The organism is Bradyrhizobium sp. ORS 375, assembly GCF_000239775.1.
Taxonomy (GTDB): Bacteria; Pseudomonadota; Alphaproteobacteria; order Rhizobiales; family Xanthobacteraceae; genus Bradyrhizobium.
Genome location: NZ_CAFI01000396.1, coordinates 1 through 20062 on the forward strand (window position 1 = coordinate 1; position 20062 = coordinate 20062).

At 66.5% G+C, this 20062-nt stretch carries 16 protein-coding genes; 10 read left to right on the forward strand and 6 right to left on the reverse strand.

The annotated features are described in order from the left end of the window. Nucleotides 1-43 precede the first annotated feature (43 nt). Nucleotides 44-1156, reverse strand: a complete 1113-nt coding sequence (leuB, locus tag BRAO375_RS26570) for a 3-isopropylmalate dehydrogenase (RefSeq protein WP_009030528.1) — start codon at nt 1154-1156, stop codon at nt 44-46. Between the two features lie 273 nt (nt 1157-1429). On the opposite strand from leuB, the gene BRAO375_RS26575 reads away from it, so the two are divergent. Then, nucleotides 1430-2626 carry a YbfB/YjiJ family MFS transporter gene (locus tag BRAO375_RS26575; protein ID WP_009030529.1) on the forward strand — a complete coding sequence of 399 codons (1197 nt, stop codon included), beginning with the start codon at nt 1430-1432 and terminating at the stop codon, nt 2624-2626. Between the two features lie 176 nt (nt 2627-2802). On the opposite strand, the gene BRAO375_RS26580 is transcribed toward BRAO375_RS26575, so the two are convergent. From BRAO375_RS26580 to BRAO375_RS26590, 3 genes are all read right to left on the reverse strand, one after another. Next, nucleotides 2803-3585, reverse strand: coding sequence for a molybdopterin-binding protein (locus tag BRAO375_RS26580; protein WP_009030530.1), 783 nt, complete (start codon nt 3583-3585; stop codon nt 2803-2805). Between the two features lie 14 nt (nt 3586-3599). After that, nucleotides 3600-4229 (reverse strand): cytochrome b/b6 domain-containing protein, encoded by a 630-nt coding sequence (locus BRAO375_RS26585; RefSeq protein WP_009030531.1) that lies wholly within the window; start codon nt 4227-4229, stop codon nt 3600-3602. A gap of 202 nt (nt 4230-4431) precedes the next feature. Beyond that, complete coding sequence (locus BRAO375_RS26590) at nt 4432-4986, reverse strand: fasciclin domain-containing protein (protein WP_009030532.1); 555 nt, start codon at nt 4984-4986, stop codon at nt 4432-4434. Between the two features lie 479 nt (nt 4987-5465). On the opposite strand from BRAO375_RS26590, the gene BRAO375_RS26595 reads away from it, so the two are divergent. Further along, nucleotides 5466-5822: a hypothetical protein gene (locus BRAO375_RS26595; RefSeq protein ID WP_009030533.1), complete on the forward strand. Its 357-nt coding sequence runs from the start codon at nt 5466-5468 to the stop codon at nt 5820-5822. A gap of 12 nt (nt 5823-5834) precedes the next feature. Here BRAO375_RS26595 and BRAO375_RS26600 read toward each other — a convergent pair whose 3' ends face one another. Beyond that, on the reverse strand, nt 5835-7022 hold the full coding sequence (locus BRAO375_RS26600) for a DNA topoisomerase IB (protein WP_035642378.1): 1188 nt from the start codon (nt 7020-7022) through the stop codon (nt 5835-5837). 378 nt (nt 7023-7400) lie between these two features. On the opposite strand from BRAO375_RS26600, the gene acs reads away from it, so the two are divergent. From acs to cysC, 6 genes are all read left to right on the forward strand, one after another. Beyond that, a complete protein-coding gene (acs, locus tag BRAO375_RS26605) occupies nt 7401-9353 on the forward strand; it encodes an acetate--CoA ligase (RefSeq protein ID WP_009030535.1) in 1953 nt (650 codons plus the stop codon). A 216-nt stretch (nt 9354-9569) separates the two neighbouring features. After that, nucleotides 9570-10064, forward strand: coding sequence for a L,D-transpeptidase (locus BRAO375_RS26610; protein ID WP_035642381.1), 495 nt, complete (start codon nt 9570-9572; stop codon nt 10062-10064). Nucleotides 10065-10226: 162 nt separating this feature from the next. Beyond that, the gene (locus tag BRAO375_RS26615) at nt 10227-12257 is read left to right on the forward strand and encodes a methyl-accepting chemotaxis protein (protein ID WP_009030537.1); all 2031 of its coding nucleotides are present in this window, start codon (nt 10227-10229) and stop codon (nt 12255-12257) included. A 96-nt stretch (nt 12258-12353) separates the two neighbouring features. Beyond that, the gene (locus tag BRAO375_RS26620; protein ID WP_009030538.1) at nt 12354-13373 is read left to right on the forward strand and encodes a sulfotransferase family protein; all 1020 of its coding nucleotides are present in this window, start codon (nt 12354-12356) and stop codon (nt 13371-13373) included. After that, a complete protein-coding gene (gene cysD / locus BRAO375_RS26625; RefSeq protein WP_009030539.1) occupies nt 13370-14341 on the forward strand; it encodes a sulfate adenylyltransferase subunit CysD in 972 nt (323 codons plus the stop codon). Before BRAO375_RS26620 ends, cysD begins: the two co-directional genes overlap by 4 nt. After that, nucleotides 14341-16236: an adenylyl-sulfate kinase gene (gene cysC / locus BRAO375_RS26630; RefSeq protein WP_009030540.1), complete on the forward strand. Its 1896-nt coding sequence runs from the start codon at nt 14341-14343 to the stop codon at nt 16234-16236. Before cysD ends, cysC begins: the two co-directional genes overlap by 1 nt. A 43-nt stretch (nt 16237-16279) precedes the next feature. Here the strand turns inward: cysC and BRAO375_RS26635 are convergent, their stop codons facing one another. Continuing rightward, complete coding sequence (locus BRAO375_RS26635) at nt 16280-16510, reverse strand: DUF1674 domain-containing protein (RefSeq protein ID WP_052536142.1); 231 nt, start codon at nt 16508-16510, stop codon at nt 16280-16282. 196 nt (nt 16511-16706) lie between these two features. On the opposite strand from BRAO375_RS26635, the gene BRAO375_RS26640 reads away from it, so the two are divergent. Both BRAO375_RS26640 and BRAO375_RS26645 read left to right on the forward strand, forming a co-directional pair. Continuing rightward, complete coding sequence (locus tag BRAO375_RS26640; protein ID WP_009030542.1) at nt 16707-18059, forward strand: RsmB/NOP family class I SAM-dependent RNA methyltransferase; 1353 nt, start codon at nt 16707-16709, stop codon at nt 18057-18059. 246 nt (nt 18060-18305) lie between these two features. Beyond that, nucleotides 18306-20021, forward strand: coding sequence for a heparinase II/III family protein (locus tag BRAO375_RS26645; RefSeq protein WP_035642385.1), 1716 nt, complete (start codon nt 18306-18308; stop codon nt 20019-20021). Nucleotides 20022-20062 lie beyond the last annotated feature (41 nt).

Here is a 20062-nt window from a genome sequence, read left to right on the forward strand (position 1 = left end):
TCTGCGTGGTAACAGCTCGGCTCGAATGAGCCTTCGGCGCCAACTACGCCGTGAGCTTCTCCAGCTCCTTGATGATCGCCTCGCCCATCTGCGTGGTCGAAGCCGGGGTCGAGCCCTCGGCCTTGATGTCCGCCGTGCGCAGGCCTGACGCCAGCACGGCGGCGATGGCGGCGTCGAGCTTGTCGGCGAGGCTGCCGAGATCGAACGAGTAGCGCAGCGCCATGCCGAACGAGGTCAGCATCGCGATCGGGTTGGCGAGACCCTTGCCGGCAATGTCCGGTGCCGAGCCGTGCACCGGCTCGTACAGCGCGCGGCGCTTGTGGGTCTTGGCGTCGACCTCGCCGAGCGAGGCCGAGGGCAGCATGCCGAGCGAGCCGGTCAGCATCGCCGCGATGTCCGACAGCATGTCGCCGAACAGGTTGTCGGTGACGATGACATCGAACATCTTCGGATATTTCACGAGGTTCATGCCGCCGGAATCGGCGAGCTGGTGCTCGAGCGTGACGTCCTTGTACTCGCGCGCGTGAACGGCGGTGACGACCTCGTTCCAGAGCACGCCCGACTTCATGACGTTGCGCTTCTCCATCGACGTCACCTTGTTCTTGCGCTTGCGCGCGAGGTCGAAGGCGACGCGGGCGATGCGCTCGATCTCATAGGTGTCGTAGACCTGGGTATCGATCGCGCGCTTCTGGCCGTTGCCGAGATCGGTGATGGTCTTGGGCTCGCCGAAATAGACACCGCCGGTGAGCTCGCGCACGATCATGATGTCGAGGCCCTCGACGATCTCGCGCTTCAGGCTGGAAGCGTCCGCGAGCGCCGGATAGCACACGGCGGGACGCAGATTGGCGAACAGGCCGAGATCCTTGCGCAGGCGGAGCAGGCCGGCCTCGGGACGCACCTCGTAGGGAACGCCGTCCCACTTCGGGCCGCCGACGGCGCCGAAGATGATGGCATCGGCCGCCTTGGCCTTGTCCATGTCGGCTTCGGAGATCGAGGCGCCGTGCGCGTCATAGGCGGCGCCGCCAACCAGCCCGTCCTCGGTCTCGAACGAGGCCAGCCCCTTGCCGTTCAGCCAGCCGATCAGCCGCTTCACCTCGGCCATCACTTCGGGGCCGATGCCGTCGCCGGGCAGCAGCAGGAGCTTATGGGTCGCCATGGTCGTTGTCCTCTGAGGTCTGGTCATGCCCGGGCGTTGCACGGGCATCCATCATGCTTGGGATTGCCGGCTTGCCGCCGATCGGGTCGACGGCAGGCGGCCGGCAATGACGGGAGCTGTCAAAATCGGCGGAGTGCTAAAGCCCTCCTGCGCCCTTGGCAAGCCACCATTGCCGGCGCACCTCTTCTGTAGCGCTACGACGAGCGGTAATGTGCGCGAAAATCGCCGCCGAGCAGCATGAAGTGCCGGCCGATCGCCGCGCCGGAGCATGTCTTGCCACCCTCGCCTTCCGACACGACGCCGGCCCACCCGGCGTTGACCAATCTCACGCTGTCGCTCGGCCCGATCATCGGTCTCGGCATCGGCCGCTTCGCCTACGCGCTGGTGCTGCCGGACATGCGCGACACGCTGCTCTGGTCATATTCGGCGGCCGGCTTCATGAACACGGTCAACGCCGCCGGCTATCTGATCGGCGCGTTGATCGCCTCGCAGATGGCCCGGCGCTTCGGCGGGCTGGCTGCGGTGCGCGGCGGAACATTGGCGGCGCTGGCGTCGCTGGTGGTGTGCGCGCTGACCGGCAACTTCGTGGCGTTGAGCCTCGCGCGGCTCGTCACGGGGATCGGCGCCGGCGTCGCGCTGGTGGCCGGCGGGGCGCTGGCCGCACGCGTCGCCTTGGCGCGGCCGGCGCAGGCGAGCTTCGTACTCAGCCTGTTCTATGCCGGACCGCCGCTCGGCATCGTGATCTCTGGCCTGATCGCGCCGTTCGTGCTGCAGGCGTTCGGGCCGGGCTCATGGTGGATCGTGTGGGCGGTGCTCGCGGCCGTCGGCGTGGTGCTGATCGTGCCGCTGCTGCTGATGCGCCTGCCATCGAACGCCGCCATGCCGGAGTCGCGCGCCGACCGCGTCTCGCTGCGTCCGATGGCGATCTATCTGTTCGGTTACTTCCTCTACGGTGCCGGCTACATCGCCTATCTCACCTTCATGATCGCCTATGTGCGCGATCTCGGCGGCGGCGCGGCGGCGCAATCCGGCTTCTGGTGCCTGATCGGGCTGGCCGGCTTCACCACGCCCTGGGTGTGGCGCCGCGTGCTGGCGCTCGACCGCGGCGGCTGGCCCACCGCGCTCATCCTCACCATCAACGCGATCGGCGCCGGCCTGCCCTCGCTCAGCCATACGCCGATCATGCTGACCTTGTCGGCGGCCGTGTTCGGCATCGCCTTCTCCACCGTCACCACCGCGACGACGGCGTTCGTCCGCTTCAACCTGCCGCAAGCCGCGTGGCCGCGCGCGATCGCGGCGCTGACGATCTCATTCGGCATCGGTCAGACGCTGGGACCATTCGCCGTCGGCGCGATCACCGATGCGATGGGCAGTCTGACCTATGCGCTGAATGTCTCGGCGGCGCTGCTGCTGCTCGGCGCGGTGATGGCGGCCTTCCAACATAAGCTGAAGGCCAAAGACCGCGCTTGACCAACAGTGTCGTCCCGGCCTTGACCCGGGACCCATACGCCGCGGCGGACGTGATGGGCAAAAATGCCCATGACCTGCCTGCCTCAAACCACGCCCTGTGGGTATGGGTCCCGGCTCAAGGCCGGGACGACGGCGGAGGGTGTGGCGGCGGTCGCGACTCAATTCGCCAAAAGCGCTCAGCTCCCGCTGAAGGAATTATACCCCTGGTCCTCCCAATAGCCGCCCTTGTAGTCGTTGGTGACTTCCATCGCGACGACGTATTTCGGGTTCTTGAAGCCGAGCTTGGTCGGAACGCGGATCTTCATCGGGTAGCCGTAGGCGCGCGGCAGGATCTGGTCGGCGAACTTGAACGTCATCTGCGTCTGCGGATGCAGCGCGGTGCGCATGTCCAAAGGCGAGTTGTAACCCTGCGCATCGGCGCAGTTGAACCACACATATTTGGCCCGCGTATCCGCGCCAATCAGCTTGAGGAAGTCGCGCAGCGGCGTGCCGGTCCAGGAGCCGATCGCGCTCCAGCCCTCGACGCAGATATGGCGCGTGATCTGCTTGACCTGCGGCAGCGCGTGCAGCTCGTCGAGCGTCCACGACTTCTTGTTGTCGACCAGCCCGCGCACCTCGAGCTTCCAGTCGGCCGCGTCGATCTCCGGCGCCTCGTCGAGCGTGTAGTAGGCGTTGAACGGGAACGGCTTGGTGATCGCGCTCTCCGGGAAGGTCGGCGCCAGCGCGTCGGGATTGAAGATCCAGGACTGCACGGCGTCGTTGAACTTCGAGACCTTCTTGAGCAGCTCCTCTGCGGTGTCGCCATCGACGACGTCGCAGCCGGTGAGCAGGGTCAGCGCGCCCAGGCTGGCGCCGCCGGTGATGAAGCGGCGGCGGGTGAGATCGGGCATCACCTTCAGCGAGTCCTTGATCAGGAGCCGCTTGTCGACGCCGGGAATGAGGAACGGACGCTTGGCCATGATGAGCTCTCCTCTCAGCGGCCGATGATCATCGCGCGCAGGCTCTTCGGCACCAGCAGCGCGAGCAGGATGTGGATCACCAGGAAGGCGCAGATCAGCGCCATGCAGACGAAATGGACGTAGCGAGCCGCTGGATAGTCGCCGAACAGGCTGACCAGCCAGTGCAACTGCACCGGCTTCCACATCGAGAGCCCCGTGAGCACGACGATGATGCCGACCAGGATGATGCCGAGATAGAGCAGCTTCTGCACGGCATTGTAGGCGGTGAGATCGTCGTGCGACAGCTTGAAGGTCAGTGCCGCCTTGAGATCGGCGATGACGGACGCTGGCGAGAGCGGCAGCAGCTTGCGGCGGAACCGGCCAGTCAACAGACCGGTGACGAGATAGGCGAGGCCGTTGAGCATCAGCAGCCACATCGCGGCGAAGTGCCACAGCAGCGCGCCGCCGAGCCAGCCGCCGAGCGTGATGCTGCGATCGAAGCGGAAGTCGAACAGCGGCGAGGCGTTGTAGATCTGCCAGCCCGACATGATCATCAGGATCATCGCAACGGCGTTGATCCAGTGCATGACGCGGACCCAGGCCGGCTGGATCACCTTGGCTTGCGGGGCGCTGATCGTCGTATCGGTGGCGGCGATGCTGGACATGACGGGCTCGATTGTTCGGGGTCGCAGGTTCCAACCAAATATACGCCAAAGGCGGTCCGCCCGTTACGGGCTCAAACCGGCAAATCGATGCTTTCTGAGCAATGGCTCTCACAAAAAAGCGAGCCGGGGTGGGCCCGGCTCGCTCGGGATCGCATCCGCGAGGAGGAGGAAGAAACGGACGCGTCCGGTGTTGCGCCGGGTCTTACGACGCCGGCATCAGCACGGTGTCGACCACGTGGATGACGCCGTTCGACTGGTTGACGTTCGGGATCGTGACCATCGAGGTGCCGCCCTTGGCGTCGACGATCATGACGTTCTTGCCCTCGCGCTTGACGGTGAGCTGCTCGCCCTCGACCGTCTTCAGCATCTGGCCATCCTTGAGGTCGGCGGCCTCGAGCTTGCCGGGCACGACGTGATAGGTGAGGATCTTGGTCAGCGTCGCCTTGTTCTCCGGCTTCACCAGCGTGTCGACGGTCCCGGCCGGCAGCTTGCCGAAGGCGGCGTTGGTCGGCGCGAACACCGTGAACGGGCCCTTGCCCTCCAGCGTCTGCACCAGACCGGCGGCCTTCACCGCGGCGACCAGCGTGGTGTGATCCTTCGAATTGACGGCGTTCTGCACGATGTTCTTCGACGGATACATCGCCGCGCCTCCGACCATCACGGTCTTCTCCTCGGCGCTGGCGGGCGCGACGGCGATCGAGGTCAGCGACAGCGCGCTGAAGGCGGCGGCAGCGAGGAAGGCAATGCGCTTGGACATGGGTAGCTCCCTAAAGACGGGCGGCAGGGCCGCTTGATGAGTTCGACTGCGACACCGATGCTGATGTGAGCTTGGCGCTCTTGCGTCGTGTCGGACCGAGCTACGCGCGCTTCTCTGAGCGAGTTTCGCGGCATAATTTAACGTGATCCGTGAAACCAATGGCGACCGAGATCGTCTCGCCGACTCAATGGCCCAGATGTCGCGCGCCGCATTGTCGCAGCTGGGACTCATCGGTGCAGGTCGGTCATTGGCCGAGGCCGCGTTCGCATTAACTACAACGCCAGCCTACCCCGGCCGAACCTGCCGAAAACATTGCGAGTAAGACTTTCTTAAGGTTGATTGGTCGTCAGGACGCCGGCTGCGGGAAGGGGATGTCCTGCACTGTCCGGCGCGATCGGCGGGGGTTTCCAACAGTGAACAGAACGATCTGGATTGCGGGGTTCTGCCTCGTGATAATCTGCTGCTTGCTCGCAACCAAGATGGTGCTCGCCGCGGCGACGCCCGGCGACAGCACGGGCGAGACGATGTCGTCGCTGATCCGAGAGCCCATTCCCGGCGTTGATACGCTGAGTGAGAACGACCGCAGCTTCGACGTGCAGCCGATCGACCTCACCGAGGGTGTGCGTCTGCCGCTAGTCTCGAAGGCCGTGCGCGCGGACGGGCGAAATGCGTCTGTTGCGCGCAGGGCCAGGGCTGCGAATATCAAGAAGGCCGTGCTGCGGCCGGGCAAGCGCGACGCTGCGGCGGTGAAGAGTGCGGCGGTGCCGTGCAAGCAGCTCGATCCGATCGCGCGCTTCCTCGCGTCGTCGAAGATCGGGCCGCGTTGTCAGACTTGATCGATCGCGGCTTCAGGCCGAGACGGCCGTCACCACCTGGGCCAGCAGCTGCTCGCGCTTTGTCTGCGAGCGCTGGCCCTTCATGGTCGCGGCGAAACGTTCCAGGATGCCGTCCTCGAACGCGGTGACGATGGTGTCGTGCACGTAGCTCTTGCGGCAGATCGCCGGCGTGTTGGTGAGCTCGTCGGCGGCGGCGCGGATCGCCTCGAGAATCTGCTTCTTGCGTCCGCGCGCGCTGTCCGCCGGGGTGATCCGCGACAGCGTCTCCAGCGCGACGGCCGAAGCCATCAGCGTGCGGAAATCCTTGGCCGAGATCTTGATCCCGGCGATCTCGCGCAGGAACGCGTTGACCTGGGTGGTCGAGACGGCGCGCACCACGCCCTGCGCGTCGCGATACTGGAACATGCGCCGGCCGGGAAGGCCGCGCAGGATGCCGACGGCGCGCACCAGCTTGGACGCGTCGCATTCCTTGCGCACCGCCTTGCCGCCCTTGGCCTTGAACGTCAAAACCAGGCCGTCGTCTTCCAGAAGAACGTTCGACTTCAACAGCGTCGCGGCACCGCGCGTGCCGTTGAGGCGCGCATAGGACTCGCTGCCGGGGCGGATCGCGGTGCGCGCGATCAGCTCGATCACGGCGGCCAGCGCGAACTCCCGCGTCGGCTCGTCGCCGGCGAGATGCTTCGACACCGCGCGACGGATCCGCGGCAACGCGCCGACCAGCTTCGCCAGGCGATGCGCCTTGCGATGCTCGCGCACCTTCTCCCAATCGGTGTGGTAGCGGTATTGCAGCCGACCGGCGGCATCGATGCCCACCGCCTGCAGATGCAAGCTCGGATCGGGGGCGTAGCGCACCTCGCGATAGGCCGGCGGCACCGCCATCGCGTGCAGGCGGCGGATGGTGCCGGCATGGCGGATCTGGGTGCCGTTGGCGCGGATGAAGGTGTAGCTCTTGCCGCGCTTGATGCGGCGAATGGTCAGCTCCGACTGATCGCCGAGCTTGAGCCCGATGCGCTTGGCCAATTCCTCCACCGTGGTCTTGGCATTGGCCTGGGCGTTGGCGGTCTTGGCGTGGGCGAGATCCGCCGGGGTGAGCTTGCGGCGCGCCGGTTTCGGCGGCCATTGGCCCAGCGCCTTCGCGAGCGCCACGTCGGTATCGGCCGGGCCGACCCTGGGACTCTCGAAATTCTGCTGGTCCATCATTGCTTTAGACGCCCTGCCGTCGTGTTCATCCGCTCAATGCCCCGGCCCGCCTTTTGGTTCCGGCCGGGTTATCCACAGCTTCAAGGCGATTTAGGGCGTCGGAGCGCGGATGGCGAGTCCCTAAATTTGGGCAGGACGGTCGCGAGATACCGACAAAGGGGCCGATTCCGGGTAACCTTGATGTCTGGAGCTTTGGCGGACGTCGGCCCAATCGTCGCTTCCGCAACCTCCGCGCACAATTCTTTGATCCTGCGCAGACCGCCTCCCCGCCGAAGGTCCTACTTGTCTTGCCTTGTCGCCGCCGGTTACGCGGACGCATAGTGGGAACAACGATGGCTTGCCCAGGATCGACGGCAGGCCGCATGTGGAGGGTGTGAAATGTCCGAGAAGATCTACGACGTCCCGGCCGAGTGGGCGAAACGCGCCTTCGTTGACGACGCGAAGTACCAGGAGATGTACGCGCGCTCGATCAAGGACCCCAACGGCTTCTGGGCCGAGCAGGCCAAGCGCGTCGACTGGGTCAAGGCGCCGACCATCATCGAGAACGTCTCTTACGCCCCGGGCAACATCTCGATCAAATGGTTCGAGGACGGCGTCCTCAACGCCGCCTACAACTGCATCGACCGCCACCTCGCCACCCGCGGCGACCAGACCGCGATCATCTGGGAGGGCGACGATCCCTCGCAATCCAGGAACATCACCTATCGCGAGCTGCACGACGAAGTGTGCAAGATGGCCAACATCCTGCGCAACCGCAACGTCAAGAAGGGCGACCGCGTCACGATCTATCTGCCGATGATCCCGGAGGCGGCCTATGCGATGCTGGCCTGCGCCCGCATTGGCGCCATCCACTCCGTGGTGTTCGCCGGCTTCTCGCCGGACTCGCTGGCCCAGCGCATCAAGGATTGCGATTCCAAGGTCGTCATCACCGCCGACGAGGGCTTGCGCGGCGGCCGCAAGGTGCCGCTGAAGGCCAATGTCGACGCAGCGCTGAACAAGGTCGACAATGTCGACTGGGTCGTCGTGGTCAAGCGCACCGGCGGCAAGATCGAGATGAACCCGACGCGCGACCTCTGGTACCACGAGGCCGCGGAGATGGTGACGACGGATTGCCCGTGTGAGCCGATGAACGCGGAAGACCCGCTGTTCATCCTTTACACATCGGGTTCGACCGGCCAGCCCAAGGGCGTGCTGCACACCACCGGCGGCTATCTCGTCTACGCCTCGATGACGCATCAATACGTGTTCGACTATCACGAGGGCGACATCTACTGGTGCACCGCCGACGTCGGTTGGGTCACCGGCCACAGCTACATCCTGTACGGGCCGCTGGCCAACGGCGCCATCTCGCTGATGTTCGAAGGCGTGCCGAACTATCCGGACAATTCGCGGTTCTGGAACGTCATCGACAAGCACAAGGTCAACATCTTCTACACTGCGCCGACCGCGATCCGCGCGCTGATGCAGGGCGGCGATGCGCCCGTGACGAAGACCTCGCGCGCATCCTTGCGCCTGCTCGGCTCGGTCGGCGAGCCGATCAATCCGGAAGCCTGGGAATGGTATCACCGCGTCGTCGGCGACGGCCGCTGCCCGATCGTCGACACCTGGTGGCAGACCGAGACCGGCGGCATCCTGATCACCCCGCTGCCGGGCGCGACCAAGCTCAAGCCGGGCTCGGCGACACGGCCGTTCTTCGGCGTGGTGCCGGAGATCGTCGACGCCGACGGCAAGCCGCTGGACGGCGCGACCGAGGGCAATCTCTGCCTCACCCGCTCGTGGCCGGGCCAGATGCGCACCGTCTATGGCGATCACGCCCGCTTCGAGATGACCTACTTCTCGACCTACAAGGGCAAGTACTTCACCGGCGACGGCTGCCGCCGCGACGCCGATGGCTACTACTGGATCACCGGCCGCGTCGACGACGTCATCAACGTCTCCGGCCATCGCATGGGCACCGCCGAGGTCGAAAGCGCGCTGGTCGCGCATGCCAAGGTCTCGGAAGCGGCCGTGGTCGGCTATCCCCACGACATCAAGGGCCAGGGCATCTACGCCTATGTCACCCTGATGGCCGGCGAGACGCCGAGCGAGGAGCTGCGCAAGGAGCTCGTCGCCTGGGTGCGCAAGGAGATCGGCCCGATCGCCTCGCCCGACCAGATCCAGTTCTCGCAAGGTCTGCCCAAGACCCGCTCCGGCAAGATCATGCGCCGCATCCTGCGCAAGATCGCCGAGGACGAGCCGGGCGCGCTCGGCGACACCTCGACGCTCGCTGATCCGGCCGTCGTCGACGATCTCGTGCAGCACCGCCAGAACCGCAAGGAGACGCAGGCCTGAGTTCGGCTGTCCGAACCGGGTTCCTCGCTCGTCAAGCACAACGTCACTCCCGCGGATGATTCCGCGGGAGTGTTGTTTTCAGGTCATTTACTTGGCTGAGAAGTTTTCATTTCCTCAAGCCATGCGAGTGCTCCCGGCTGGGGAGCATCCGCCGCGCAACGGGCTGAGGGGATGGCAATGCGGACTGGAACGGTTGGGCTGGCCGTGAAGGCAGCCATGATAGCGGCGTCGGCCATCGGCACGATCGCGGCAACGACAACTGCGGCGTCGGCGCGCCCCGAGCTGGTCGGCATCGCCGGCGACTATTCGCCCGGCACGATCGTGGTGAGGACCGGCGAGCGCAAGCTCTATCTCGTGCTCGATGGCAGCCACGCCATGCGCTATCCGGTCGGGGTCGGCAAGGCCGGACGGCAATGGGCCGGCACGACCAAGATCGACGGCAAGTACAAAAATCCGGCCTGGGCACCGCCCGCGGCCGTCAAGCGCGACAAGCCCAACATCCCGGACGTGATCGCCGGCGGCTCGCCTCAGAACCCGATGGGGGTCGCGGCGATGACGCTGGCCGGCGGCGAATATGCGATCCACGGCACCAATGTGCCGGGCTCGGTCGGTGGCTTCGTGTCCTATGGCTGCATCCGCATGCTGAATTCCGACATCACCGACCTCTATGACCGCGTGTCGATCGGCACCACGGTGGTGGTGACGCGCTGAGCGAAGCCGGTCGAATCGGAGAAATTCGGCTGCCGAAACAAATTCCCTCCCCACGGTTCCTGCGTGGAACTTTTTACCTGTAGTTGTACGGGCTGCGGTATTTATATCTTCTTTAATCTTGGTTGAGCCTACTGCCCCGATACAACTTCGGGGAGTTGGGGGATGTTGGGGTTCAATTTCAAGATCGGCACAAAGCTCGGGATTACGGCCGGGATCGGAGTGGTTCTGGTCGCGGGCATGCTGGCGAACCAGATCGTCGGCAATCAGTCGATCGCCGAGCTCACTCGGTTGGCCGTCATCAACATGGCCAACAAGTCCAATGCGCAGGGCGCCGACGCGGCGCTGCTGCGCGCTCAGCTCAACCAGCAGGAGATCGCCCGCGCGACGACGCCCGACCGCCTGCAGTCCGGCTTGCAGGCCCTCCAATCGAATCTCGCGGCAGCCGGCAGCGAGGTCGAGGCCGCGCGCCAGCGCGCGACCCGCGCGGTGGCGCAGCAACTGTATGCGGAGATTCGCCAGTCCATCGACAAGACCGCCGCCGCCGGTGCCGATTTTGCGAAGGCGCGGGGCGAGGTGCTCGCCAAGGTGTCGGCCCGCAACCAGGCCTTCGATGCCTGGAAGCAGAGCTTTCCCAAGCTGACGAGCCTGCCCAGCCTGCTCGCCTCCCCCGTGCATTTCAGCATCGAGTCAGAGCTGCGCACCGCCGATGCCGCCATGGCCTCGGCCAGCGCGGCGAGTTGGCGCTTCGCCTCGACCGGCGACCCGGCACAACGCGACATCGTGACCGGCGGGTTGGAGACACTGCTCACCGCCCTGCAAACCTCGCGCGGGCTCACCAACAACAAGGACGTCCAGGCCGGCATCGACGAGCTGATCGCCATCGGGACCGCGTTCAAGGCGGCGGCGATGGATTACTTCAAGTCCGACGAGGCCAGCAGGCGCATCTTCGACGAGACGGTCGTCACCACCGACCAGGAGATCAGGAAGCGTCTCGGTGAAGGCGTGAAGATCGCGACCGACATGCTGTCGCTGCGGCAGAGCCAATTGTCGGCCGAGATGGAGCGCGTCGGCAACGTCGCGATCCTGGTCGGTGGGCTGGTGGTGCTGATCCTGATCGGCTCGGCCGTGTTCTCCTCGTTCACCATCGCCCGTCCGATCCGGCGCGTCGGCGACGTTCTGCTCGAGCTCGCCGACGGCAACAAGGCGGTCGAAATCCCCTACACCCAGCGGGGTGACGAGGTCGGCGACAATGCCCGCGCGGCTCGCACCTTCAAGGACAATCTGATCCGCATCGAGCAGATGGAGCAGGATCAGAAGAACCGCGACAAGATCGCAGCTCAACAGCGCAAGGCGGAGATGATGAAGCTCGCCGATGCGTTCCAGGCGGCTGTCGGCGGCATCGTCACCACGGTGTCCTCGGCCGCGCATCAGCTGGAGGGAGCCGCCGGCACGTTGTCAGGCACCGCCAACCAGACGCAGGCGCTGTCCGGCATGGTGGCTGCAGCGTCGGAGGAGGCGTCGACCAATGTCGGCGCGGTGGCCTCCGCCACCGAGGAGATGAGCGCCTCCGTCACCGAGATCAGCCGCCAGGTTCACGATTCCAGCCGCATCGCCAACGAGGCCGTCAAGCAGGCCGAACGCACCGACGCCCGGATCAACGAGCTGCAGGCCGCGGCCGGGCGCATCGGAGACGTCGTCAAGCTGATCACGGCGATTGCCGAGCAGACCAACCTGCTGGCGCTCAATGCGACCATCGAGGCCGCGCGCGCCGGCGAGTCCGGACGCGGCTTCGCCGTGGTCGCCAGCGAGGTCAAGGCGCTCGCGGCCCAGACCGCCAAGGCGACCGAGGACATCGGCACGCAGATCGCGGGCATGCAGTCGGCGACACAGGAGTCCGTCGCTGCGATCAAGGAAATCGGCTCCACCATCACCCAGATCTCCGACATCGCCGCGACCATCGCCGCCACCGTCGAACAGCAGGGCGCAGCGACGCGGGAGATCGCACGCAATGTCGGCGAGGCGGCCAAGGGCACGGCCGAGGTCGCTGAGCGGATCACCGAGGTCAATCGCGGTGCCAGCGCGACCGGAAAGGCCTCGGGTCAGGTGCTGGATTCGGCGCGTTCGCTGACCTCCCAGAGCAGCAATCTCAGGGTGGAAGTGGAGAGATTCCTCGACACCGTACGCGCGGCCTGATCGATCGGCGCGGGCGCCCCGCGGCCGCGCCACCACGTCATTTCATCCCGAAGCACATTCTCAAACCCATTTCGAAACTGAGAAAGGAGCAGGCACATGCTTCTCGACGTGACGTCGGCTGATTCCATTGCAGAGATGGCCACTCTGATCAGGGCGGAGCATCCGTCGCTCGACACCATGCCGCTGGCGCCGGTCGGCGCCTTCCAGAGCAGGTCCGTGACGTTGCAGACGCTGATGCGCGAGGTGACGCAGTGCCTTGCCGAGAGCTTTCGGGATCGCCCGGCGCAGGACTTCCCGATGCTCTACTTCGCCTGCGGCAAGGCTCGCGTCGGCTCGACCGCGCTGAGCAATCTGTTCGGCATGACCGGGATGCCGTCATACTATCAGCCGCTCAAGGCCATGCTGCGCGACGCGATGGTCGGCCGGCCGCTCACGCCCTGGATCATCCCGTCGGCGGCCGACGAGCCGAACCTGTTCAGCAAGGAGACCATCGGCCCCTATGTCATCGCGGAAAGCCTGTTCAATCCGCTGAAGCTGCTGATCGATGCGGGCTATCCGCCGCAACGGCTGCATCTGATCGCGCTCGATCGCGAGCCGGCCAGCGCGCTCGCCTCCTGGCTGGACAAGCTGATCTCGAGGGCGTCGGAGGCGACGTTGCTGGCGCACTATGTCATCGCCGCCCTGAGCGCGGCGCGTGTCTCGGATTACGCCAGACGGCACCGCGTTCCGGTTACTCATTACGTGTACGAGGTCAGCAAGGAGCCGATCGCATCGGTGCGTGTCCTGTTCGATCGCCTCGGCCTGTCAGCAAGCTTCGCCGAGGACGCCGTGACCTGCTGGCAGCAGCCGGACCAGGCGCATGCAACCAACGCCCGCGTCATCTTTCCGAGCGAGGCGGCGATCTACAAGGTGCCCAATCTCCATACCTCCGACAGCGCCTATCGCTACCAGTCGCGCGCGACGGGCGCAGTGACCCCGGCTCAGCTCGAGCTGCTGGAGCGCTGCGGCGTCAACGACGCCTATCGCGCCGCGGTCGCCGCCTGCATCCACGACCTCGATCTGAGCGCGGCAACCTCGGCGCGCCTGTTCGGCGAGCGCGCGGGAGTGGCGGCATGAACGGGCAGGTCCAACATGCGGCGGGGCTTGCATCCGCGCTGCGGCCGGCCGCAGCCGAACAGCATCCGCCTCTCCTCAGCCATCTGCGCCGGCTCGAGGCCGAGAGCATCGCAATCCTGCGCGAGGTCGCGGCGGAGTTTCGCAAGCCGGTGATGTTGTATTCGATCGGCAAGGACTCCTCGGTGCTCCTGCATCTGGCGATGAAGGCGTTTTATCCGGGCAAGCCGCCGTTTCCGCTGCTGCACATCGACACCACCTGGAAGTTCCGGGACATGATCGCGTTCCGTGACCGGCGCGTGCGCGAGCTCGGCCTCGATCTCCTCGTCCACGTCAATCCCGAAGGGATCGCCCAGGAGATCAACCCCTTTGCTCATGGCTCGGCGCTGTACACCGACGTGATGAAGACGCAGGCGCTGCGCCAGGCCCTGGACATGCACGGCTTCGACGCCGCGATCGGCGGCGCGCGCCGCGACGAGGAGAAATCGCGCGCCAAGGAGCGCATCTTCTCCCATCGCAGCGTCACGCATCGCTGGGATCCGAAGAACCAGCGCCCGGAGCTCTGGAGTCTCTACAACACGCTGCTTGCGCCCGGCGAAAGCATGCGCGTCTTCCCGCTGTCGAACTGGACCGAGCTCGACGTCTGGGACTACATCCAGCTCGAGACCATCCCGATCGTGCCGCTGTATTTCGCAGGCCTGCGGCCCGTGGTCGAGCGCGATGGCGCGCTGATCATGGTCGATGACGAGCGCCTGCCCTTGCGGCCGGGCGAGACGCCGCAATGGCGCTCGGTGCGTTTCCGCACGCTCGGCTGCTATCCGCTGACGGGCGCGACGCCATCGACCGCGAGTGACCTCGCCGCGATCATTCGCGAGATGAAGGCGTCCCGCACCTCCGAGCGGCAGGGCCGCGTGATCGACCGCGACGGCACGGCCTCGATGGAGCGCAAGAAGGTGGAGGGCTATTTCTGATGACCGTCCACCAGGCAATCATCGGGCGGGCACAGGAGTCTCCCACGGCTCACGCGCTGGACAGACCGACGTTGCGCCTCGTCACCTGCGGCAGCGTCGACGACGGCAAGAGCACGCTGGTCGGCCGGCTGCTGTTCGATTCGAAGATGCTGCTCGACGATCAGCTCGACGCACTGACGTCGGACAGCAAGGTAGCCGGCACCACCGGCCCGGCGCTCGATTTCGCGCTCCTGGTGGACGGGCTGCAGGCCGAGCGCGAGCAGGGCATCACGATCGACGTCGCCTATCGCTTCTTCGCCACCGCGCGCCGCCGCTTCGTCATCGCCGACACGCCCGGCCACGTCCAATACACGCGCAACATGGCGACCGGCGCCTCACAGGCCGATCTCGCGGTGGTGCTGATCGACGCTCGAAAAGGCGTGGTGAGCCAGACCCGCCGCCACTGCCACATCCTGGCGCTGCTCGGCGTCCGTCACGTGCTGGTCGCCGTGAACAAGATGGATCTCGTCGACTTCGATGCGGATCGCTTCAAGGCCATCTCGACCATGGTCCGTACCATGGCCGGCCAGCTCGGCCTCACCCACGTGCAATGCGTTCCCGTGGCGGCCTGCGACGGCGACAACATCATTCACAGCAGCGCGCGCATGCCCTGGTACGACGGGCCGAGCGTGATGCAGCATCTCGAACAGGTCGACGTCTCCGACGGGATCGCCGAACGGCCGTTCCGTTTTCCGGTGCAATGGGCCAATCGGCCGAATGCCGAGTTTCGCGGCTTGTCGGGCCGCGTCGCCTCCGGCACGCTCCGCTGCGGTGATCCGGTCGTAGTGCTGCCCTCGGGACGGCGGAGCCGCGTTTCCGGCATCGTCACGGCCGACAGCCGGCTGCAGCAGGCGGTGTCCGGGCAATCCGTGACGTTGCTGCTCGCCGACGAGATCGACGCCAGCCGCGGCGATGTGCTCGCCTCCGGCGCACCGCCTGACGTGACGGATCACATCGTCGCTCATCTGATCTGGTTCGACGACGAGGCGATGCGGACGGGCCGCCGCTATCTGCTCAAATCGGGGACCTCCTCGATCGGCGCCGTCGTCTCGGCGATGAAGCACCGCGTCTGCATCGACACCATGGCGCATGAGGCTGCGCCGGCGCTGGAGGCCAACGAGATCGGCTGTGTCGAGATCGCGCTCGATCGGCCGCTGGTCTGCGATGCCTATCGCGACAACCGCGATCTCGGCAGCTTCATCCTGATCGATCCGTTCAGCCGGCATACCGTCGCCGCGGGCCTGATCGACGCGCCGCTGCGCCGGCCGGCCAATATCAGCTGGCATCCGACAACGGTCGACAAGGCGGCGCGCGCCCGCCTCAAGCAGCAGAAACCGTGCGTGCTCTGGCTCACCGGACTGAGCGGCGCCGGCAAGTCGACGATCGCCAACCTGGTCGACCGACGGCTGTGCGAGCTCGGCCGTCACACCGCGCTGCTCGACGGCGACAATCTGCGCCACGGCATCAACCGCGATCTCGGTTTCACGCCGGAGGCGCGGGTCGAGAATATCCGCCGGGTGGCGGAGATCGCCGCACTGTTCGTCGACGCCGGCCTGATCACGCTGGTGTCGCTGATCTCACCGTTCCGCGCCGACCGCGACAGCGCCCGCCGCCGCTTTGGCGACGGCGAGTTCATCGAGATCCATGTCGCAACCCCGCTATCGACATGCGAGGCGCGCGACCCCAAGGGTCTCTACAAGCGCGCGCGTGCCGGCGAGCTCTCGGGCTTCACCGGGATCGACCAGCCCTATGAGGCTCCGGACAGGCCGGAGATCACGATCGATGCCGGCGCGGTGTCAGCCGAGACCGCAGCCGAGCTGATCGTCCGCCATCTGCGCGAGCAACATTACATCTGAGGAAAAAAGATCGGCCGGAGGATCGGCCCGAGACCGAGCGTGCTCAGAAGTCCGAGATGATGCCCTTGCGCTCCCAGTCGCCGTAGCGGGTCGGTTCCGGCCCCTTCGGTCCCTGCAGCTCCTTCGGCATCGGCTTGGCCTGTTCGGCAGCAATCCGCCGGCGCTCCTCGGCCTCGGCCAGCGCGCGCTGCGCGGCCGGCGTCAGCGGCTTGCGCGGGGTCTCGTTGCTGGCCACCAGCGTCAATGTCGGCTTGCTCGAAGGCTCGTCGTTCATCGTACCATTCCACCTTTGAACCGGACCGTTCCCAAGCTCATCAGATCGTGTGCCCTCCCATGAAAAAACAGGGCTAATAAAAGCAGAGCCGATTCTTACATTTGGCATATTCCGCTGGCAGAGGACCCGCAAGCTGATGGCATGCACCCGATCGTCGCGGAACTGCCTTTCTTCCTTTCGCGAGTAACTTTCAGGCATGCCCCCGCCGCGTTTTGCGACCCCTTCCGAAGTCCCGGGCCTTGCGGCACGTCGTATCGCCGCCGACGTCATCGATGGCGTGCTTCACAAGCACCGCACGCTCGACGATCAGCTCGACGGCTCGGGTGCCCATCCCGGCCTGAAGCATCTCGCCGACCGCGACCGCGCGCTGATGCGCCGGCTGGTCGCGACGACGCTGCGCCGCCTCGGGACGCTTGGAAACGTGCTGTCGCGGCTGTTGGATCGCGGCATCCCGACCGACGCGCCGCGGGCGCAGAGCGCGCTGCTGATCGGCGCCGCGCAAATCCTGTGGATGGACGTGCCGGACCACGCCGCGGTCGACCTTTCGGTGCGGCTGGTGCAGGCCGACCGCCGCGCCGCCAAATATGCCGGCCTGGTCAACGCGGTGCTACGGCGTTGCGCGCGCGAGGGAACAGCTCTGCTCGACGACGCCCAGGGCCAGCCGCTCGACATCGCGCCCTGGCTGCTGAAGCGCTGGACGGATCATTACGGCGAGGCCACGGCCAAGGACATCGCGGCTGCGCTCGGCCAGGAGCCGTCGCTCGACATCACCGTCAAATCCGACCCGGCGCAATGGGCGTCACGGCTGCATGGCGAGGTGCTGCCGACCGGGACCGTGCGCACCCTGCTGCACGGCTCGGTGACGGTGCTGCCGGGCTTTTCCGAGGGGCAATGGTGGGTGCAGGACGCGGCCGCCGCGCTGCCGGCCCGGCTGTTCGGCGACGTCGCCGGCAAATCCATCGCCGATCTCTGCGCCGCCCCGGGCGGCAAGACCGCCCAGCTCGCCCATGGCGGCGCCCGCGTCACCGCGGTGGACCGGTCGCCGGCTCGGATGAGCCGTCTCAAGGACAACATGACCCGGCTGCAGCTTTCGGCCGAAACCGTCGTGACCGATGCCGCCGAGTGGCAGCCGCCGGACGCTGGCGGCTTCGACGGCATCCTGCTCGACGCGCCCTGCAGCTCGACCGGAACGATTCGCCGGCATCCCGATGTCGGCTGGCTGCGCAGCGAGGCCGACATCACCGCGCTGTCCGGCACGCAGGTGCGACTGCTGACCAGGGCCGCCGGCCTGCTCAAGCCGGGGGGAACCCTGGTGTACTGCACCTGCTCGCTCGAGCCCGAGGAGGGCGAGCACGTCGTCGAGCAGGTTCTGGCCGGCAGCACCGAGCTGCGCCGCATCCCGGTCACGCCGGGTGAGGTCGCCGGACTGGCCGAGCTGGTGACGCCGGCGGGCGATCTGCGAACCCTGCCCTGCCATCTGCCGCACCAGGATCCCCGGCTCGGCGGCCTCGACGGATTTTATGCCGCGAGGCTGGAGCGGCGGCCATGAGCATGGCATCGTGTGCACGATGTGTGGCTGCGCCGGGGCGGTAGCCGATTGAGGGCGTCGGCGTTGCGTTAGTCGTTAAATCCTGATTTTGCACCAGTTTCAGGTCCCGCGATGGTGCTGCACCGGGACCAAAAATGGTGTATCGGCGGCATTTGCGAATCTCTCAGGAGGTCCGCAAACGAATCCCCTCTCGACCTAAGGCTTGGCGTGTCCGCCGCTCAACGCAGACGCATATCGACATTGGTGATGGGCCGCTTCGCGCGCAGCCTGATGTCCAATGTCAGCGGCGTGTCGGTATCTGTTTCCGGTTTATGGCCCGGACGGGCCGACCGGCTGATCATTGCGCCGCATGACCTGCGCACGTCGGACGCCACAAGGGCGGCCGAGATCTATGCCGGGCGGTTCGTCTTCGCCGGGAAGATCGTGACCTGCCATGGCCGTTCGATCTTCGACCTGGAGCCGCCGTCGGAGGACTGGGAGGTCGCGCTGCTCGGCTTCGGCTGGCTGCGGCATCTCCGCGCAGCCGACACGGCGCTCACCCGGGCCAATGCCCGCGCGCTGGTCGACGACTGGATCACCAACCAGATCGGCCGCCATCCGCTCAGCCGCCGCGCCGACGTGCTGGCGCGCCGGGTGATCTCGCTGCTGTCGCAGGCGCCGCTGGTGCTGGCCGATTCGGACGGCAAGTTCTACCGGCGCTATCTGCGCGGCCTGACCCGCGAGATCCGCTTCCTGCGCTATTCGACCATCGACATCCCCGATGGGGTGCCGCGGCTGCAGGTCCTGATCGCGCTGTGCTACGCGGCGCTGTGCCTCGCCAACCAGGCCAAGCACATCCGCAGCGCCAGCCGAAAGCTGTCGGACGAATTGCAGCGCCAGATCCTGCCCGATGGCGGCCATGTCTCGCGCAACCCGGGCGCGCTGATCGAGCTGCTGATCGACCTCTTGCCGCTGCGCCAGACCTTCGCCGCGCGCAACATCGCCCCGCCCCCGGCGCTGCTCAACGCCATCGACCGGATGATGCCGATGCTGCGCTTCTTCCGTCATGGCGACGGCAACATGGCGCTGTTCAACGGCATGGGCGGCACGCCGTCCGACCTGCTGGCGACCTTGCTCGCCTATGACGACACGCACGGCACGCCGATGGCGAGCATGCCGCATTCCGGCTTCCAGCGGCTCGATGCGGGCGCGATGACGGTCATCGTCGACACCGGCGCGCCGCCGCCGCCGCATCTCAGCCACGAGGCGCATGCCGGCTGCCTCGCCTTCGAGCTGTCGTCGGGCACCAGCCGCATCGTCATCAATTGCGGCATGCCGTCCACCGGCCGCGACAATTGGCGCACCTTCGCGCGGTCAACGGTGGCGCATTCGACGCTGACCTATCACAACACCTCGTCCTGCACCTTCGTCGAGATGTCGGCGATGAAGCGCCTGCTGCACGGCGCGCCAATCGTCTCGGGCCCGAGCCGAGTGGAGAATTTCCGCGAGATCGTGCCCGACGGCACCGTGCTGTCGACCTCGCATAACGGTTATGCGGCAAAGTTCGGCCTGATCCATCGCCGTGTGCTGGTCGCCGCCGAGGACGGCGCGCGGCTCGACGGCGAGGACACCGTCACGCCGGCCCAAGGCGCGCGGCTGCGCGGCGGCGGCTCCGACTACACGCTGCGCTTCCATCTGCATCCCGGCGTCAAGGCCAGCCGGCTCAGCGACGGCCGCGGCGCCATGCTGGTGCTGCCCAATCGCGAGGTCTGGACCTTCGAGACCTTCGACGACCGCGTCGATCTCGAGGACAGCGTGTTCCTCGCCGGCAATGACGGCCCGCGCCGAACCACCCAGCTTGTGATCCGCCAGGACGCCCAGCAGGCGCCGTCGATCCGCTGGAGCTTCGTGCGCTCCTCCACCTCGCCGAGCGACACCAACGCGCGGAGGAATGCCCGGCGCGAGCCGGAGCTGCCGCTTTAGACCGCGGCAACAGGTGGTTCGCTGAGGCTGTCACAAGCACC